The 16822-nt window shown below is 51.6% G+C and carries 16 protein-coding genes; 12 read left to right on the plus strand and 4 right to left on the minus strand.

Translation table 11 applies throughout. The annotated features are described in order from the left end of the window. Positions 1-2 precede the first annotated feature (2 nt). From DESTI_RS03280 to DESTI_RS03335, 11 genes are all read left to right on the plus strand, one after another. On the plus strand, positions 3-1253 hold the full coding sequence (locus DESTI_RS03280) for an ABC transporter substrate-binding protein (protein WP_014808544.1): 1251 nt from the start codon (positions 3-5) through the stop codon (positions 1251-1253). A 103-nt stretch (positions 1254-1356) separates the two neighbouring features. Continuing rightward, the gene (locus DESTI_RS03285) at positions 1357-2127 is read left to right on the plus strand and encodes a nitrous oxide reductase accessory protein NosL (protein WP_157212087.1); all 771 of its coding nucleotides are present in this window, start codon (positions 1357-1359) and stop codon (positions 2125-2127) included. A gap of 7 nt (positions 2128-2134) precedes the next feature. Beyond that, on the plus strand, positions 2135-2971 hold the full coding sequence (locus tag DESTI_RS03290) for an ABC transporter permease (protein WP_014808546.1): 837 nt from the start codon (positions 2135-2137) through the stop codon (positions 2969-2971). Positions 2972-2973: 2 nt separating this feature from the next. Continuing rightward, positions 2974-3498, plus strand: a complete 525-nt coding sequence (locus DESTI_RS28355) for a TlpA family protein disulfide reductase (RefSeq protein ID WP_052315989.1) — start codon at positions 2974-2976, stop codon at positions 3496-3498. A gap of 78 nt (positions 3499-3576) precedes the next feature. After that, on the plus strand, positions 3577-4074 hold the full coding sequence (locus DESTI_RS30565; RefSeq protein ID WP_014808548.1) for a hypothetical protein: 498 nt from the start codon (positions 3577-3579) through the stop codon (positions 4072-4074). A 256-nt stretch (positions 4075-4330) separates the two neighbouring features. Next, on the plus strand, positions 4331-5266 hold the full coding sequence (locus DESTI_RS28360) for a nitrous oxide reductase accessory protein NosL (protein ID WP_014808549.1): 936 nt from the start codon (positions 4331-4333) through the stop codon (positions 5264-5266). Positions 5267-5269: 3 nt separating this feature from the next. Beyond that, on the plus strand, positions 5270-5617 hold the full coding sequence (locus DESTI_RS03315) for a hypothetical protein (RefSeq protein ID WP_014808550.1): 348 nt from the start codon (positions 5270-5272) through the stop codon (positions 5615-5617). Beyond that, positions 5614-6804 (plus strand): ABC transporter permease, encoded by a 1191-nt coding sequence (locus tag DESTI_RS03320; protein ID WP_014808551.1) that lies wholly within the window; start codon positions 5614-5616, stop codon positions 6802-6804. Before DESTI_RS03315 ends, DESTI_RS03320 begins: the two co-directional genes overlap by 4 nt. Beyond that, on the plus strand, positions 6801-7484 hold the full coding sequence (locus DESTI_RS03325; protein ID WP_014808552.1) for an ABC transporter ATP-binding protein: 684 nt from the start codon (positions 6801-6803) through the stop codon (positions 7482-7484). The genes DESTI_RS03320 and DESTI_RS03325 overlap by 4 nt, the downstream gene beginning before the upstream one ends. After that, a complete protein-coding gene (locus DESTI_RS03330; RefSeq protein WP_014808553.1) occupies positions 7485-8519 on the plus strand; it encodes a hypothetical protein in 1035 nt (344 codons plus the stop codon). Between the two features lie 364 nt (positions 8520-8883). Further along, the gene (locus DESTI_RS03335) at positions 8884-9390 is read left to right on the plus strand and encodes a nitrous oxide reductase accessory protein NosL (protein WP_014808554.1); all 507 of its coding nucleotides are present in this window, start codon (positions 8884-8886) and stop codon (positions 9388-9390) included. Positions 9391-9631: 241 nt separating this feature from the next. Here the strand turns inward: DESTI_RS03335 and DESTI_RS03340 are convergent, their stop codons facing one another. The 4 genes from DESTI_RS03340 to DESTI_RS03355 form a co-directional block, all read right to left on the minus strand. After that, entirely contained in the window at positions 9632-9850 is a 219-nt protein-coding gene (locus DESTI_RS03340; protein WP_014808555.1) for a hypothetical protein, read from the minus strand. 106 nt (positions 9851-9956) lie between these two features. Continuing rightward, positions 9957-13151, minus strand: a complete 3195-nt coding sequence (locus tag DESTI_RS03345) for an efflux RND transporter permease subunit (protein ID WP_014808556.1) — start codon at positions 13149-13151, stop codon at positions 9957-9959. A gap of 9 nt (positions 13152-13160) precedes the next feature. After that, on the minus strand, positions 13161-14690 hold the full coding sequence (locus DESTI_RS03350) for an efflux RND transporter periplasmic adaptor subunit (RefSeq protein ID WP_014808557.1): 1530 nt from the start codon (positions 14688-14690) through the stop codon (positions 13161-13163). 814 nt (positions 14691-15504) lie between these two features. Further along, positions 15505-15774: a hypothetical protein gene (locus DESTI_RS03355; RefSeq protein ID WP_014808559.1), complete on the minus strand. Its 270-nt coding sequence runs from the start codon at positions 15772-15774 to the stop codon at positions 15505-15507. Positions 15775-16083: 309 nt separating this feature from the next. Between DESTI_RS03355 and DESTI_RS03360 the strand changes: the two genes are divergently transcribed. After that, the gene (locus DESTI_RS03360) at positions 16084-16782 is read left to right on the plus strand and encodes a GntR family transcriptional regulator (protein WP_014808560.1); all 699 of its coding nucleotides are present in this window, start codon (positions 16084-16086) and stop codon (positions 16780-16782) included. The last annotated feature ends 40 nt before the right edge of the window (positions 16783-16822 follow it).

Consider the following 16822-nt stretch of genomic DNA (forward strand, 5'->3'; position numbering starts at 1 on the left):
TCATGCGTAGACTGGTACTGCTCACAATGATATTACTCTTGTGCGGCTCTTCCCCAGCTCTTCCAGGGAACACGGCTAAGGCAGTGAAGATTGTGTTTTTGTCGGCATTCACCGCCGAGGACTCTGTAACGGCAGGTTTGCCCAGACAGGGAGCCGAAACTGCCCTCAAGGATATTAATCCACCCAACGGAACAGGTATATCCGGTAGAATCATCCAAGGCATCTTCGTGCACCTCGATACTGCACAGGAGATACCTACACCGACTTTTGAAGCACTGGCGTCCGGGAAGGATGTTGATCTGATTGTTGCCTTTCTGTCCGAGGATTTCGCCACCGAGGTATCCGGCCTTGCTAAACGGCTGGGGGTTCCCTTGATAATCACCAACTGCCTCAGCAGAGAACTTGCACTGGGGAAATCCAACCGTTACACGTTCAATATCGGATGGAATTCCTGCCAGATTGCGAAGTCGGCGGCCATCACCGCGGCCAATACGGGAAAGAAAAAGTGGACAAGCGTGACTCCCTACAAAGGTACCGGCAGAGAAGTCTGGGATCTTTTCAAGGAATTTATCAAGAGGATATCGCCCACCACCGAAGTCGCCAATGACGACGAAGTCGCATTCATTGAACGCGGCGCAACCGACTGGTCAGGGGCCATATCGCATGTTGCGAAATCAGGAGCGGAGGGTATATTGGTGACCCTTCGGGGAAGCGATCTGACAAGTTTTCTTTCGCGAGCCACCGACATCGGGCTGTTTGGTGAACGTCGCGAAATCGTCATTCCCTTCGGAGGATCCATAGCCGTTCTTGCATCTGCAAGAGCACGCATGCCTGTGGGGGCAAGAATCGGTGCGCCATACTGGTACGAAGCCAAGCCCACGTCCATTAACCAGCAGTTTGTCGAGACTTACATCCAGGAGTTCGGATTTCCTCCGTCGTATGAGGCAGAAAGAGCATACGCCGCTGTTCGGCTTTACCAGATGGCCGTGACCAAGGTCGGCGGTACGGACAAGGAGGGCATCGTTAATGCGCTGAAGACAATCTCGACGGAGGATGATTCTTTGCCCGCTGGCGCTTTTAGCATGAGACCGGAAGATCATCAAGGCATTTTCAACATCGTATGGGGACGCATGTCCCGGCACATGCGAGCCATCGGCCCTAGGAATCGTCATGTCATGCGGTCGCTGGAGGACATTCGGGTTCTGTCACCCAGCGATTTGGCTCTACCCACTGGCGACTGTAGGGGTAAGTAGATTGTCATGTGTAACGTTTAGCCGAATCGGTTGTTCAATCGCTGCAGGAAACGGCGTAGTGCAGTGGTGGGGTCAAAATGAACTTGGCAGAGAGAATTCCCGGATGAAGTACAAGTGTAAAGAGATGCTGATCTTGCTCTGTGTGGGTATGGCTTTTGTATCGTGCGGCGGCACAGACCCGGTTCCGGTGGAAATCTATCCTGAAGAGGACGTTTGTGAAACATGCCGCATGCTGATCACGGATCAACGATTTGCGTCTGAGTGCCTCATGAAGAAAGGGCGGGCCAAGAAATTTGACGATGTCATCTGCATGATCCGCTATTTCGACATGGCAGCGACTCTCGGGATTGCCAAGAGAGAAGATGTCAGAGCCTATTTTGTCAAGGATTATGACTCCAAAGAGTGGGTCGACGCAAGGAAAGCTCATTTCGTGAAAGCAAATGTAGTCACAGTTATGGGATACGGAGTCGTGGCGTTCAAGAATTCGGATCGCGCGGCTCAATTCGCTAGGGACTTTTCCGGACAGCTCCTCACGTTCGATGGACTCTGGGAAATCTATAAAAGGCCGAATGCCGAGAAAGAGATCACCATCAAGGATGGAGTTATGAATCCGGACGTGGTTACCGTGAAGTTTGGAGATCTGGTGGAAATACGGCTGAATGTAGAAGATGACAAATCCTACCGAATCGCTGTGAAGGGTTACGACAATGAAGGAGTCTTCCCCATTGCCTCAAAGGGACACCCGGCTTTCCTGAGACTCAACGCGGTGCGGCCGGGCGCGGACTTTGCGTTCATCGAAATGGAATCAGGCGGCATACTCGGAAAATTCCGAGTCGAGGGCGCCCATTTTCAGGAGGAGTTGAAGAGAAAGTGAGCACACGATGAAGACCCGAGCCATCGCTGAAATAGCAAAACTTGAGTTCCGAATCCAAGTCAGAGGCCGATGGATGCTGGGTTTTGGCGTTCTATTCGCGGCACTCGTCTCCGGAGTCTCCTATTATGGCTTGACTTTCCTGGGTTACGAGGCAAAGTTCCAGGATTTTTATCGCACCACAGCGACTATGCTCAATCTCGTGATGATCATTGTGCCTGTTGTGGCGCTTGTGGCTGGTGGACAAAGTCTCTGTGGGGACCCGGGTTACTTCGAATTCCTGGCGTCACAACCTCTGGGACGCACTGACATTCTTCTTGGAAAAGTTCTGGGACTGTTTGCCGCTCTCGCTGTCATGACGATACTCGGCTTTGGGCTTGGCGGGCTAATCATAGCTTTGAAAACCCAATCAGCAGGCATGTGGAAATACTTCATTTTTGTTGGCGTATCATTGGCGCTGGGGCTCGTTTTCGTGGCACTAGCCGCTCTTTTGTCCATAATGGCTCACCGGAAACCGATGGCTATCGTGACGGGGCTGATTCTTTGGCTTTTTTTTCTCTTCATCTACGATCTGATAGTGCTATCGGCCTCTTATTATGCCGATGAAGCCTATCTGAGGAAGATACTTTATTTCTCGCTCTTAGGAAACCCCATTGATATTGCACGTGTGGTGGTCTTGATGTCCGTGGGCGGTGAGTCTGCCCTGGGTGCTGCTGGAGCCGGGCTCCTGCGGATGTTTGGGGGAGGAGTGACGTCGGCGATTTCGGCCGCAGGCCTCTTCATCATATGGATCGTAGCGCCGCTGACAGCGGCCGCACTGATGTTCAGGCGACAGGATATGACGTAACCATGTGTGCTCTTCACAATATGCGTGCTCATGGAAGTATGGTTGGATTCGGATGGGCTGTAGTCATATGCGTGCTTCTATCGTCGTGTGTCAGCCAAAAAGGAGCTGACCTTGGTGACCGAGCGCCTGCGTTTGAGACAAGAGTCCTGGAAGGAGACTCGCTCATCTTCAATCCTGTTTCAGGCAAAGTGCATCTCCTATACTTTTGGGCAGACTGGTGCCCTCGGTGTGAAGACGACTTCCACCTCATGGAAAAACTGTACCAGCAATGGTCAAATCAGGCAAATGCTCCCCGCTTCCTTGCCATCGACGTCGGTCAGAGCGAGGAGCACGTGAAAAATTTCGTAAAGAGGATGAAAATATCCTTTCCCATTTGCATGGATCACGATGGAAAAGCGGCCAGGAGCTATGGAGTGAAAGGGTTACCCACGTACTTCCTGATCGATAAACAAGGTGCAATCAGGCACATAATCCTCGGCTGGGCGGAGGAGAAGACGTTGCTCGCCGAGATCGAGAAAATCCAGTAGCCTGCTTCGTCAGTCACCTCGGGCGGACCTGCGAGATACAATGTCTTTCAGGCTTTCATCAAGGGAGAGACGGGAACCATGACCGGCAAGTTTGTCATAAAGACTTTGACCAAGACCCGCCCCCTGTTTGCCATGCTGTTTGTTCCGGTGGTGGTACTGCACCTCGCGTGGATTACCCCCGTGGTGGAATGGTCTTGCTTTTGCCCCAACGATGAGCCAAATCATCGATGCTGCTGCAATTGCCCAAGATGCGTAGAGAACCGAGGTGGTTTCAAGAGCTTTTGTCACGTGAGACCGGAGATGGTCGACGAAACTCAGATTGCCAAGCGGGGACCAATCGCCGGCCTGCTCTCCAGTCAGGATAATGCATTGGTGTCCGAAAGCTCTCACCATAGCCGGGAACTGTCTATCTGCCAATGCGATTCCCACATTAAGAAGATCTCACTGGATATTAAACCATTCCTTCCCCAGGCGCTGTTCAACTGCGCCCGTCCATTTCCGGTCGTCAGAATCATCGCAACTGACGAGCGGCGGCCTCCAGAGGCCATTCCCTGCCAACCCAACCCGCCGGGATAACTTCCATTTCTCCTCAGTAAGAAGCGTAAATTAGATGAGCCAGGTTGGAATCAACCCTGTAATACGATTTTGCATTCAAGATGCTAATGCACTGACCTGACTGCGCAGGTCCGTGCTGTCGCCCCAATGAGGCCTATCTTGATTGCAGGTCCGTATAAATGGTCGATGCATACCAATGCGCTTTCACATAGAGAATATTGAGATGAGCATATTTCGGTCACGCCGGCACTGAGACCGGTGGATGAAGGAGGTTCGCATGCGACTCTGTTCTCGTCGCGAATTCAATCTGATAGCTTTGGCAGTCATAACGCTGGTCCTCTTGCAGGCAGGTCCGCTACTTGCAGATGACCCATGTGCGGTTCAACATCCGTTCATGCCGCCCAAGGCAGAGTTCGTCGGGCAGTGCCCGAACTGCGGGATGATGCGCGGCATGTGGGCGCGTACGTGGATGGAGTTTGAAAACTCCTCTGGAAAACACGGGGTTTGCTCGATTCATTGCCTGGCCCACATGGCGATCAAAGCGGGAGAAAAACCTCGATCCGTACAAACGGCGCTCTACATGGCTCCTGAGAAAATGGTTCCGGCTAACACCGCATGGTTTGTGGTTGGCTCCAAGGCCAAAGGCACCATGACCATGAACAGCAAGATCGCTTTTCCGTCCAAGGACGAGGCGGAAGCTTTCGCCAGATCCTGCGAAGGGAAGGTCTCGAGTTTTCAGGACACCTTCGCTCTTGCCAGGGCGGATCTACCGAAAGAAAACGCCATGATAGCGGAAAAGCGTGTCAAGGACGGCAAGATAATCGAACCGATCGACAACAAGGACGAGTGCGCTGTCTGCCGCATGTACCCAGCCAGGTATTCAAAACACAAATGTCAGCTCATCGACAAAGACAAGAAGGTCCATCATTTCTGTTCGACTCAATGTCTCTTTCGGTTCCTCGGTAATCCGCGAGAGTTCGTCAACAACGACACGAAACCCGCAATGATCTGGGTAACTGACTACCAGTCCGGCTCGTGGATCAGCGCCAAAACGGCATACTATCTCGTGGGCTCGAGAATCCAAGGACCGATGGGACATGAAGCTCTCGCGTTTGACAAGAATGCCGAGGCATTGTCCACGGCCCACCAGCAAGGCGGGGACGTGCTCGTGTTTTCGGAAGTGGGCATCCAGAGGATCGAAGCAAAGGAATGACAATTGATCCACGCGAAGGTTTATGGAGCAATCCTGGCTGTCCTCATGCTTCTCTTCTGTGGGATGCTTGCGGACAGACTATTTCGAGGCCACTCTGCTATTGGGTTGGGAGACCTGAAAGCCATCTCCAGAGTGCTCCCATCAGCGGACCCCGGGATGGATAATTCAGCCCGCTATATACGCCATTGGGCGCATAGCACTCCAGGGGCGGCTTTTCCGGATTACCCCGGACAGCCGGATTATCTGCCATCGGGCATGATGTGGCCGCCTCCACCCTTCTTCGTGGGATCGGCGCCGCAAGGGCCTTTATTTCAGGTGGTGGAATCCGCAGATGAGGGAGCGGGGAAATGAGAGCGCTCCTATATACCATTGACTTTGCTTTGAAAGCACTGCTTCGCCAGAAGACCAAGAACTTGTCGATCGTTGCTCTGTTTGGGTTGATTGTCTTTCTCTTTTCCGGGATCGATTTCATGTCCAACGCACTGTACCATGAGACGTTGAAGGCCCTCGCCTTTCAGCCTTCCCTCATCATCCAGGACGTTCGAGCGGGTCGGCAAGTTCCCATTAGCTTGGCTCATGTAGAAGATATTGCACAGATTCCTGGAGTCTCCTCAGTCAAAGGACGCGTGTGGGGATATTACTTCGATCCCTTCACTGGAGCGAACTACACGATTGTAGGAGATTCCGAGGATCTCACGGAGTTATGGGATCTGAGGGTGATTTCACCTGAGCCGGCTCCCTCGGATGCGGGGACACAGCCCATAAAGGGTGGAGAGGCTCTCGTGGGCGAGGGGGTCATCAAGTTACGGCGTACTCGTGTAGGAGGAGTCCTGAACTTTCAGGATTATGCCGGCCACCCAGTCCCGTTGAAAGTTCGAGGAACTTTTTCCTCGAGTGTTTCATTGTGGGCTCACGATCTCATTCTCCTGACAGAAGAGGACGCTCGCAGACTATTCGGTCTGGACCCCGGAAGCGCTTGGGACCTGGCCGTGTATGTGCCCAATGAATTTGAAGTCCCAAAGGTCGGTGAGAAGATTCTCCGAATTATCCCGGGCGCTCGCGTCATTGCCACAAATCAACTCAAGCGCACCTATGGCAGTTCATACGGGTTTCGAAGCGGTCTTGTTCTGTCTCTCAACATGACGTGTCTGCTTGCCTTTCTCATTTTGGCGTACGATCGAGTGGCCAGTCCTTCTCAGGAAGAGCAGCGTGAGATAGCGATTCTCAAGGCAACCGGATGGCAGACAAGTGACGTGATCCGCCTTAACATGCTCCAGAGCCTGATCCTCTCTTTGACTGGTTTTCTGGTCGGGGTCGTTGCGTCATACTGTCATGTGTTTATTGCCGGAGCTCCGCTCCTGAGGATTGTGTTTGCCGGATGGTCCGTCCTCTATCCTCCGCATCCGATACCTCCATCGTTCGATATTTCAAAAGTCTTCGGTCTTATGTTTCTCACAGTGGTTCCCTACATCGCAGTGGGAATTCTCCCGGTGTGGCGAGCTGCGGTCAGAGATCCGGAGGAGGTCTTTCGCTCGTGAGCATCATCACTTTGGAAACGGTGTCAAAGACCTACAATCCCGGCAGGCCCAACGAGTTTGTCGCACTCCACGAGATCTCAGTAGAAATAGCTTCAGGGCAGTGCGCGATACTGGCAGGACCCAGTGGGTCGGGCAAGACCACACTACTATCACTGATGGGTCTGATGAGTCGGCCGAGCTCCGGACGAATAGCTATTCTCGATAGGGAAACTACGCTCTTGGCGGAAAACTTCAGGACCTTATTTCGCCGAAGGCACATTGGGTTCATTTTTCAGCATTTTCAACTGATCGCCGATTTAACTGTGAACGATAACCTCGATCTCGTGCTCTATCCCGAAGGAACCTCCTTCGACACTATACGAGAAAGGCGTACAAGCCTGCTCGAGCGGTTCGGGTTGATCTCCAAGGGAGCTGAGAAGACTTCAATTTTATCCGGCGGTGAGCAGCAACGTCTCGCCATCGCCAGGGCTCTCATGAACAATCCCGAAATCCTCCTGGTGGATGAGCCGACGGCGCATCTCGATACAGCACTTTCCGAGCATGTGATTGCTCTGTTTAGGGATCTGAAGAAGGATGGGAAAACACTTGTAATAACCTCGCACGATCCGTTGGTTCTCGCAAGCGGCCTGGCAGAGAAGGTAATTCATCTTCGAGACGGTCGCATAATCAAGCAGGTGTGAATGATCTGGAACGCGTGGGTCCTGGGATTGATTATAGGTCAAATGGCGACCGCTGCGATCACTGCGGTAGCGTTCGCTAATGCCCTAAGGATTGTTCGCAATTGGGATACGAAATCGATGCTTCCAATGCAACTGGACCTGGAGCACCGTTCGGAGTTAATCGCCACGATTGTCTCATGGAGTCTGCTCTTTCAAGTCTTCTCGCTGATTGTTTTCGAGATAACGGCAAGATCTTTGGCTCCTTTTGTGCCCGGAGCTATGTGTACGGTAGGGATACTCGAAGCTCAGCCTCTCGGTTGGCCGGTTCTGTTTCTCAAGACGGCAGCTCTGTTCTTGTACGGTTGGTGGATCGTGCTCAACCACTTGGACAACCGGGTGGAAGGGTTTCTGCTCACTACTTTTAAGAGTTGGTATTTGATCGTGCTTTTTCCCTTGATTCTCACCGATCTTGCATTGCAGATCGGCTTCTTCACACATCTTGATCCTGCCGTAATAACATCCTGTTGCGGTGTTGTGTTCGAGGTTGAGGGAGAAGGGTTCGGCTCCTCGGTCGCCTCGCTGCCGCCAAAGCTCACGATGGTCGGACTTGTCGGGCTCATAACTGCCCTGGTCCTATTTTCATTCGTACTGAGGCGACGAAGCTCACAAAGTGGCTGCATTGCGTATGCGTTGGGTTCCGCTGTGGGGTTCGTCCTGGGAATTGCGGGCGTGATTTCGTTCGTTGCGCCGTACGTGTACACTATGCCCGCACTGCACTGCCCTTTCATCTTTCTGGATGAAGAACACCTCAATTATGGTTACCTGGTTTACCTTCCGCTTTTTGCTGCTTCCTTTTTTGGCATCTCGGCTGGGATTCTCGTTGCGATCGAGCGCCGATTCCCGCTTCTGGTCACCGTTTCCCACAATATCAGGATGCAATATGTCCGTTGGTCCGGGTTGTTGTGGGTGGTGTTCCTGGCTGCTGCCTACGGACCTGTAATCGAATTTTGGTTGGCAACAGGAGGCAAGGCCGACCTGTTTCAAGTGGGCTACTAACCCTACTAGAGCGTCTGTACGCCACTCGTGGAACGATCGGAGGCTTAACATCAATTTGCATTCAAAATCCCCCCATTCCCCCCTTTAATAAAGGGGGGTTAGAGGCATAGGCGTTAAAATAACGTGCTTGATTCACCAAAATCCCCCTAACCCCCTTTAGAAAAGGGGGCGGAAAGCCAACTTCTGCTCCCCCCTTTGGTAAAGGGGGGCGAGGGGGGATTTTTCTAACCCATTGATTTTGATATGGCTCCATTCTTATTTTAACGCCTATGGGGGTTAGAGGGGATTTTCGTATAACTTTGAGATCAAATTGGCTTAACACGTGACAAATTGAACGGCCATCCTTGTAGGAGGATTCATGCTGATGGAAAGAAGATCTTTCTTCAAGTCTGTCGGAGTGCTTTGTGGGTTCTTATGGCTCCCTGCAACACATAGCCTATCATCTGGAGAGGGTTTCCCCAAACCGGGGAAAGACGATCGCTGTCCCGTATGTGGTATGTTTGTAAACAAGTATCCCAAATGGGCTGCCGGCTTCGTGTTTCACTCTGGGGCACGATACTTTCACTGCTGTCCCAAATGCATGGTCCATAACCTTCTCAGCGTGCCAAAGTATCAACCTGGCGAAACACGCGAGAATATTCGCCAGATCTGGATCACGGAGTACTATACGACCAGGCAAAGGGACGCTCGCGAGGTATTCTTTATTGCGGGCACGAGTCTCGTGGGTCCTATGGGCCTCGATCTGATACCGGTAGCAGGCGACCGTGCTGCGGAGACTCTAAAGCGAGATTATAATGGTGAATCTATCTTGCGCCTCGATCAAATTACACCTGACATATTGGATAAGGCGCGGAGAGGTCAGTTGAAATAGACCCCACCACGATGCAGATTGCAGTGCGCCGTCGAATCCTGGTCCTGGCAAGTCTCCTCCGCTGCGAAGGGCGGGGCCGATACGAGTTCGCAATCAAAGAAGGAAAATCGGGGAGGAACTTCTTGTAATCTCGCTATAGCGGAACTCCCCGAACCCCACCTCAAGGACTTCTAACACTTGCCGGAACTCGAATTTCCCTCCAGGAAATTCGAGTTCCGGCGAATGATTCCAGCAGACAGACCTACTTACATTCCTTGCAGTTGCTGACGACCCTTCCACCCTCCTTTTCGCATTCATCCTTGGTGTGCAGCTTATCACATTTTCCTTTTTCAGGGCCTTTCTCATGGCAGCAATAGACCCTCTCAGCTTTTGTCGACTTCGTCGATTTTTCATGAGCAATCGTCAGAGGTGGAATCGCCGCAAAGGCCAACAAGGCGACTACGAGAAAAAAAGCTTTCATATAAATCTCCATGCCGAAATATTTACCCCGGGTAAAGCCCGCGGTTTTGCACTCCATCCGAATCGGAGCTATGGCCGGTTCTGATGGCTATTCCGTGAAATCATCGCTAATCCATAATCGAGGTGTCATCTGGAACCGATCGTCTTTCTACCAGGGAATAGAGCGCCGGTAGGACCATGAGCGTAAGGACGGTACTCGATATGAGTCCGCCTATCACGACGGTAGCGAGAGGCTTCTGAACTTCAGCGCCCGTCCCCGTAGCAATGGCCATGGGAACAAAACCGAGTGAGGCGACGAGAGCTGTCATGAGGACCGGACGGAGCCGTGTCAGTGCACCCTGTATTATCGCTTCATCGACCGATTTCCCTTCGCTCCTCAATTTGTTGATAAAGGTTATCATTACGAGTCCGTTCAACACAGCGACTCCCGAGAGTGCAATAAAACCGACTGCCGCCGAGATCGAGAGCGGTATATCGCGTAGCCACAGTGCTATTATTCCCCCTGTCAGTGCAAGAGGCACACCGGTGAAAACCAGCAATGCATATCCGAGGGATCCGAAAGCAGCGAAGAGCAGGGCAAGAATAAGAAACAAAGCAAGGGGTACCACTATTTCCAAACGTTTTGCTGCCGAGAGCAACTGCTCGAACTCACCGCCCCAGGTTATCCAATAACCCGCCGGGAGTTTCATGTTATTCTTCACAGTCTTTTGCGCTTCATCCACAAATGAACCGAGGTCCCGATCCCTGACATTGCAGGTCACTACCACTCGACGTTTCCCGTCTTCTCGGCTGATTTGATTGGGACCTGTCACGACGGCCACATCGGCAATCGATTCCAGGCTCACAAACGATCTTTGTTTGCGTTCCTCGCTTACATTGGTCGTGGCCCTGACCAATTCAAAGCCGGTTTCCTGTCGAGGGAGAGGAATAGGTAAGCGCTTAAGAGCCTCCACATCGGCTCTCAGTTTCTCCGGCAGTCGAACAACTATGTCAAACCGGCGGTCACCCTCGAAGACCTGGCCTGCCGATTTGCCTCCTACGGCTATCTCCACAATGTCCTGAACTTCTGAGACGTTCAATCCGTAACGGGCCATCTCACCCCGTTTCAACTGCACCGTGAGTATCGGCAACCCGGTTACCTGCTCAACTTTCACATGCGATGCTCCGGGAATTTTGCGCACCAACTCCGCTGCATCTTCGGCGTTGCGAAGGAGAGTATCCATGTCATCGCCAAAAACTTTTACGGCTACATCGCTGAAAACGCCCGACAGAAGATGATTGAACCGCATGCGAATGGGTTGGCTGAACTCGAAGTTGCTCCCCAACAGTTTACTTGCCTCTTCTTCGATCTCTTTCACTAAATCTGCTTTAGACAGGTTCGGGTCAGGCCACCGATCCCGTGGCTTTATCACGAGTGTGTTGTCTCCTACGCTTGGAGGATGAGGTTCGGTGGCGATTTCTGAAGTGCCGACCCGTCCTACGATTGTCTCGATTTGCGGAAATTTCTCTTTGAGGGTTTTTTCCAGAATCGACTGCAGTTCAAGCGCCTGAGACAAGCTCGTGTCAGGAAGCCGCATAGTGTGGATAGCTGCATCTCCTTCGTCGAGCGTAGGGATGAACTCCCTTCCCATCAACGTGGCGGCAACCGCTGTGACCGCTACGAGAACCAGTGCGGTGACCACAACCAGTACTCGGTATTTGAGCACGAGTTGCAGCAGAGGACGATAAATCTGTTTAGTGCTTCTTGTTATCAAGTTCTCCCTGTGCGAGATCTGACTCGATAAAAAGACTGCAACAGCGGAGGGAACGAACGTGAATGACAGTATCAAGGCTCCGGTGAGTGCTAATAGAACCGTAAGAGCCATAGGAGTAAACATCTTTCCCTCTACTCCGGTCAACGTAAGTATGGGAAGGTAGACGATTATGATAATGAGTTCCCCGAACAGCATGGGTTTGCGGACTTCTTGAGAGGCTTCCCAAATCACGTCGATTCGTTCACTCTCAGTGAGAGCTCGTCCAATATCTTGTCGTGCATCGGTTAGCTTACGAGCACAGTTTTCAACGATAACCACAGCACCGTCCACAATAATCCCGAAATCGATGGCTCCCAGGCTCATGAGGTTCGCTGTCAACTTGCTTGTGACCATGCCTGTAACGGTGAACAACATGGAAAGGGGAATCACCAAAGCGGTGATGAACGCTGCTCGGATATTACCGAGGAAAATGAAGAGGATGATGACGACGAGTATCGCTCCCTCAGCCAGGCTTTTAGTCACCGTTTTGATAGTCTTATCCACGAGAGTTGTGCGGTCATAGACTGCTTTAGCCTCCACACCCTCAGGCAGTGTTCGGTTCACTTCCTCGAGTTTACGGGCGGCTCTTTGAGCAACCTCTCGGCTGTTTTCTCCCATGAGCATAAACACTGTCCCAAGAACCGTTTCTTCCCCGTTCTTGGTCGCCGCTCCCAGTCGCAGCTCTTTTCCAAACTGAACAGTCGCCACGTCCCGTATGAAGATGGGGGTTCCGTGGACGCTCTTGAGCGTGATATTCCGAATGTCTTCCAGGTCAGTCACCTGTCCGGGAACCCTCACGAGGTACTGCCCGCTGCTGCGCTCGATGTACCCGGCCCCTACATTTGCATTATTCGCGGAAAGTGCCGATATCACATCTCCAAAAGTTAATCCGTGCGAAATGAGTTTATACGGGTCGGGCGTCACGTGGAATTGCTTTTCATACCCACCTATGGTGTTGATCTCCGTCACGCCGGGAGTGTTTCTGAGCTGCGGTCGGATGATCCACTCTTGAATCGTACGCAAATCGGTAAGGGTGTACGGGGTGCCGTCGGGTTTCTTGGCCCCTTCCACAGCTTCCACCGTCCACATGAAAATCTCCCCCAACCCAGTGGAGATCGGCCCCATTGCAGGTTCTATTCCTGGGGGCAATTTTCCCTTGATCTCCTGAATTCGCTCGCTCACAAGCCTTCGAGCAAAGTAGATATCAGTCCCTTCCTCGAATATAACGGTAATGAGCGTAATGCCATATTGTGAGAGAGACCTGGTTCTTACCAACCGAGGTAGCCCCGCCATCCCTGTCTCAAGAGGAAAGGTGATCCGTTGCTCCATTTCAAGAGCTGATAGACCTGGAGCCTGAGCACTGACCTGAACTTGTATGTTCGTGATGTCCGGCACTGCATCGATGTTGAGACGGGTTACATTGTATGCGCCCAAGCCGACCATAATCAGCGTCAGAGCCAGCATTATCCATCGATGCTGAATCGAAAATTTAAGAATTTCTCCGATCATGATCAAATCCTAATGTTCATGGGACATTCCGGCTTTGCCCATCTCAGCTTTGAGGATGTAACTGTTCCTCGTGACGTAACGCTCACCCGGGACGAGACCCTTGAGAATTTCCGAGAACTTGTCGTTCGATCTTCCCACGGTCACAGGACGAGCCTCGTATTGGTCGTCATATTGAACAAAAACAACCGATTTATTCTGATGGGTCTGAATTGCTTCATTCCGTATGACCATAGGTGGTGAAGCATTATGCTGCACGAGTTCCACTTTGGCGAACAATCCGGGACGCCATCTGCCATCGGTATTCGGGATAACAATGCGGGCTTTGGCTGTACGGGTGTCCTCGCCTACGAGCGGACCGACGTAGGATACTGTTCCGACCGCTTCAAGACCGCACGAATCGGCCTTTACGGTAGCCTTCTGATTCAGATGAACAGACTCTGTGTCCCTCGCGTAAACGATAATCTCTACCCATACCGTCGAGAGATCGGCAATCACATAGATCTCTTGATCCTCTTTTATCCATTCTCCTTGTGACAAATGTTTTCTGGTGATAATGCCGTTAAAGGGAGCCCGAATGACAAAATGCGTTAGTGTGCTATCGTCTTCATTCGAGAGATTACTCAAGTCTTGTTTGCTTAAGCCCAAAGCGATCAGCTTGCGAGCTGCCGCGGCCAGCTCTATCTTTTCTTCCAGGTAGCTTTTTTTTGCGGTGAGAAACTCCTTCTCTGCAACGGTCTGAGCTTCCCATAGACGCTGGATTCGTTCAAAGTTGTAGCTTGCGAGCTTTTCCCGCTCAACTGCAACAAGGTATCTACTTTTCGCATCCCCGAGGTCACGGCTGTCGATGACCGCAATAGCCTCTCCTGCTTGCACCATGTCTCCCTGGTTCTTCCGCGATTCCAGGACAACACCTGCGACACGTGGAGTTACGTGTGAAACCATGTCAGCATTCAGAGCAATTTCGCCGGGCAATTCAAGGACCGAGATCACCGTGCCCGGACCGGCGGTTTCCGTTTCAAAGCCCATCTTCCTGGCCAAATCCGGCGGAACGGTCAGTCGGTTTTCATATTGGGAGTATTCCCAATCAAATTGCTCGCCCTTGTATTCTGCCAAGACTTTGATGAAGAAAGAGTGAGGCTCCTCGATTTCCTGTTCGCTATAGAGAAACTCACCTGTGGGTTTAAAAGTAAACCTGTCCGTCTTTTCTCCAAGTCTTTCAAGCTCCACATTCATTGTCACGTCTTTGGGGTCGGCGGGTTTGTGATTGTGGTAAGGGTATATCCGAAAGTGAGGAGGCACGCCCTTTTCAAAAATGACCACCTCCAGCTCAAACTCTCCCTCGGTCAACATCTTACCGCCGTGTGGCCCCTGGGACCCCGAATGATCGTGGCCATGATCATGAGATTCTGCCCCATGACCGTGTCCGTGATGGTCATGAGTCGTGCCTTGCGCCTTCTTTCCAAAGAAGATCATCATGGCTATGGCGAGTATCCCCACTGCCATCACGGTGCAAATGCTAATGAGTTCCTTTTTCGGCATCTCTTACCCTCTTTTTCCAAAACGTGGAATTTTCTTGGGTTCATCCAATGAGTTCGTCAGTCACTGTTCTTCTGGGTCGATGTCACCGACGCGGCGAAACATACGGACTACCAAGCGAATCAATTCATGACTTAATTGGTGTAGAATGTGTGAAAAGCTGTCAAATCAGGAGTATGGTAGTGTGGATAGACGGAAAGATGAATGCAGTACCGGGATTGTTCAATAGATAGAGTGAGCCTGTGCCTGGAACGACAGCCGGAACGTCGAGGCTTACGGAAGCAACTGCGCTTGGGAAGTTCAAGGGCTTGGGTGCATGAGACTTCGCAATCAGATGGGGCGGGAAGCCGGGGGTTTGTCCCCCTTGTTCTACACAACAACAATGCTTGGGGCCTACACGCTGGGTGTTCTCGGGTACCACAGAATGTGACAAAGCATGTACCACGAACAGGACTTTGGAATGCGAGTGTTCTTGAGTCGAATGTTCGTCAGAGGCGTGTGCTGCCTCGATTCGGCAACAACCTGAGTCCAGCATGTCTCCACATGCAATGAGTGTGTATGAAATTAAGACTAACCAGACTGCCGCACGCTTCATATCATTCATTATCCTGCTTACAGAGCCTGAGAGGCTGTCGCAAAACCTCACCGGTTCTGTCAACATTGGATAACGCAATCAGGAATTGCTGTCAAGACTTCCCTGCGCGGCGATTTTGGTCTTGCCGAATCTGAAGCTTTGCGTTAGGTGCATTCTGCTCTGAGATCATGCCTGACCAACTTAAACGAAACCACGAGTAAAGCTGCAGATCGATTTACAGAATCATCTTTTTTCCAATTTACGATTCTCCCGGTCCATGGCCTTCCAAAATCTGCGCTCGCATTTCAAAATACAGTCAGCATGTCCGACCGGGGCTCTTTTTGAAGGAAAAATGTCCAGTCCGCCATAAGCTTCGTTGCAGTCTATCTTGCACTGCTCAAATGCATCGAATATTTCATTACTCGCACTCCATGACACTGGCACTGCAGTTACCAATACAATTAATGATGCCAGCAAGATAGCGCTTCCCAAATAGATCTTTCGTCTTTCCATCTCACTGCTCCTCTATCCCAGGCTATTTTAAACCTTCGACCGGAAAAAGTTCGGTCCGGATCTTTTCCAGACTCATCTTCTACATCCTTATTATTTTAACTCAATATTTCGAATCCACGTGTTTGTCAAATTTATGCACCAGGAAAGGTCCCGCGATATTCCCTTTGATTGGAAAATGGCATCCCGAAGGGTCCCGAAGCGTTTCAAGGGAAGACAGTTCGGGATCGCGGATTATTCGATCGGTCGGCGCGGGATTTTTCTTGACATGTCACATGTGGTGTGTGATATATCACATCCTAAGGAGGGTGCATGGAAGACGATCTTGGACTCGCAACTGTAGAGCAGCCGGCTCAACTCGCCGCATTGGCCTACGAATCACTTCACAGGTCTATACTCAGCGGCCGCTTGAAAGTCGGCTCCCTCCACAATGAGATGAAGCTGGCAAGGGAACTCGGCATATCTAGAACCCCAGTCAGGGAGGCCCTCCTTGAATTGGCTTCCCGGGGCCTCGTAGAAATTCTCCCCCGTAAGGGAATTCGCGTTAAGCTTTTCACTGAAAAGGATGTTCACGAAGTATTTCAGATCCGAGAGATCATGGAAGTGGGTCTCATCGAATCGGTGGTAAGGCAAGGATGTGCGGGGCGATTGTCGGATCTTGAGGCAGCGCTGGAGCAGCAGCAGTCAGAGGCCGACAAAGGCAATCACCAGGGATTTCTCACGGCCGATCGATTATTTCACAGCACTCTGTGTCAGCTCGCAGATAATAACCGTTTATCGGCTATCCTGGAGAACCTTCGCGATCTTATCCACGTCATGGGAGCCGAAGCACTTCTGCAGCAGGGAAGATTCAACGAGGTCGTCGCGGAGCATCGTGAAATTTGCCAGTATCTCAAAATGGGAAACGCGGAAGAAGCACGAGGTGCCGTGGTCCGACACTTGCTGCGATCCAAGAATGCCGTACTAGAACAATACCGCCAGCATCACACCATCACCGAGGATTCTCGTTAGCCGATCCATCCCTTGTCTCACCAGGGTCGGCCCAGGAGTG

The organism is Desulfomonile tiedjei DSM 6799 (genome assembly GCF_000266945.1).
GTDB lineage: Bacteria > Desulfobacterota > Desulfomonilia > Desulfomonilales > Desulfomonilaceae > Desulfomonile > Desulfomonile tiedjei.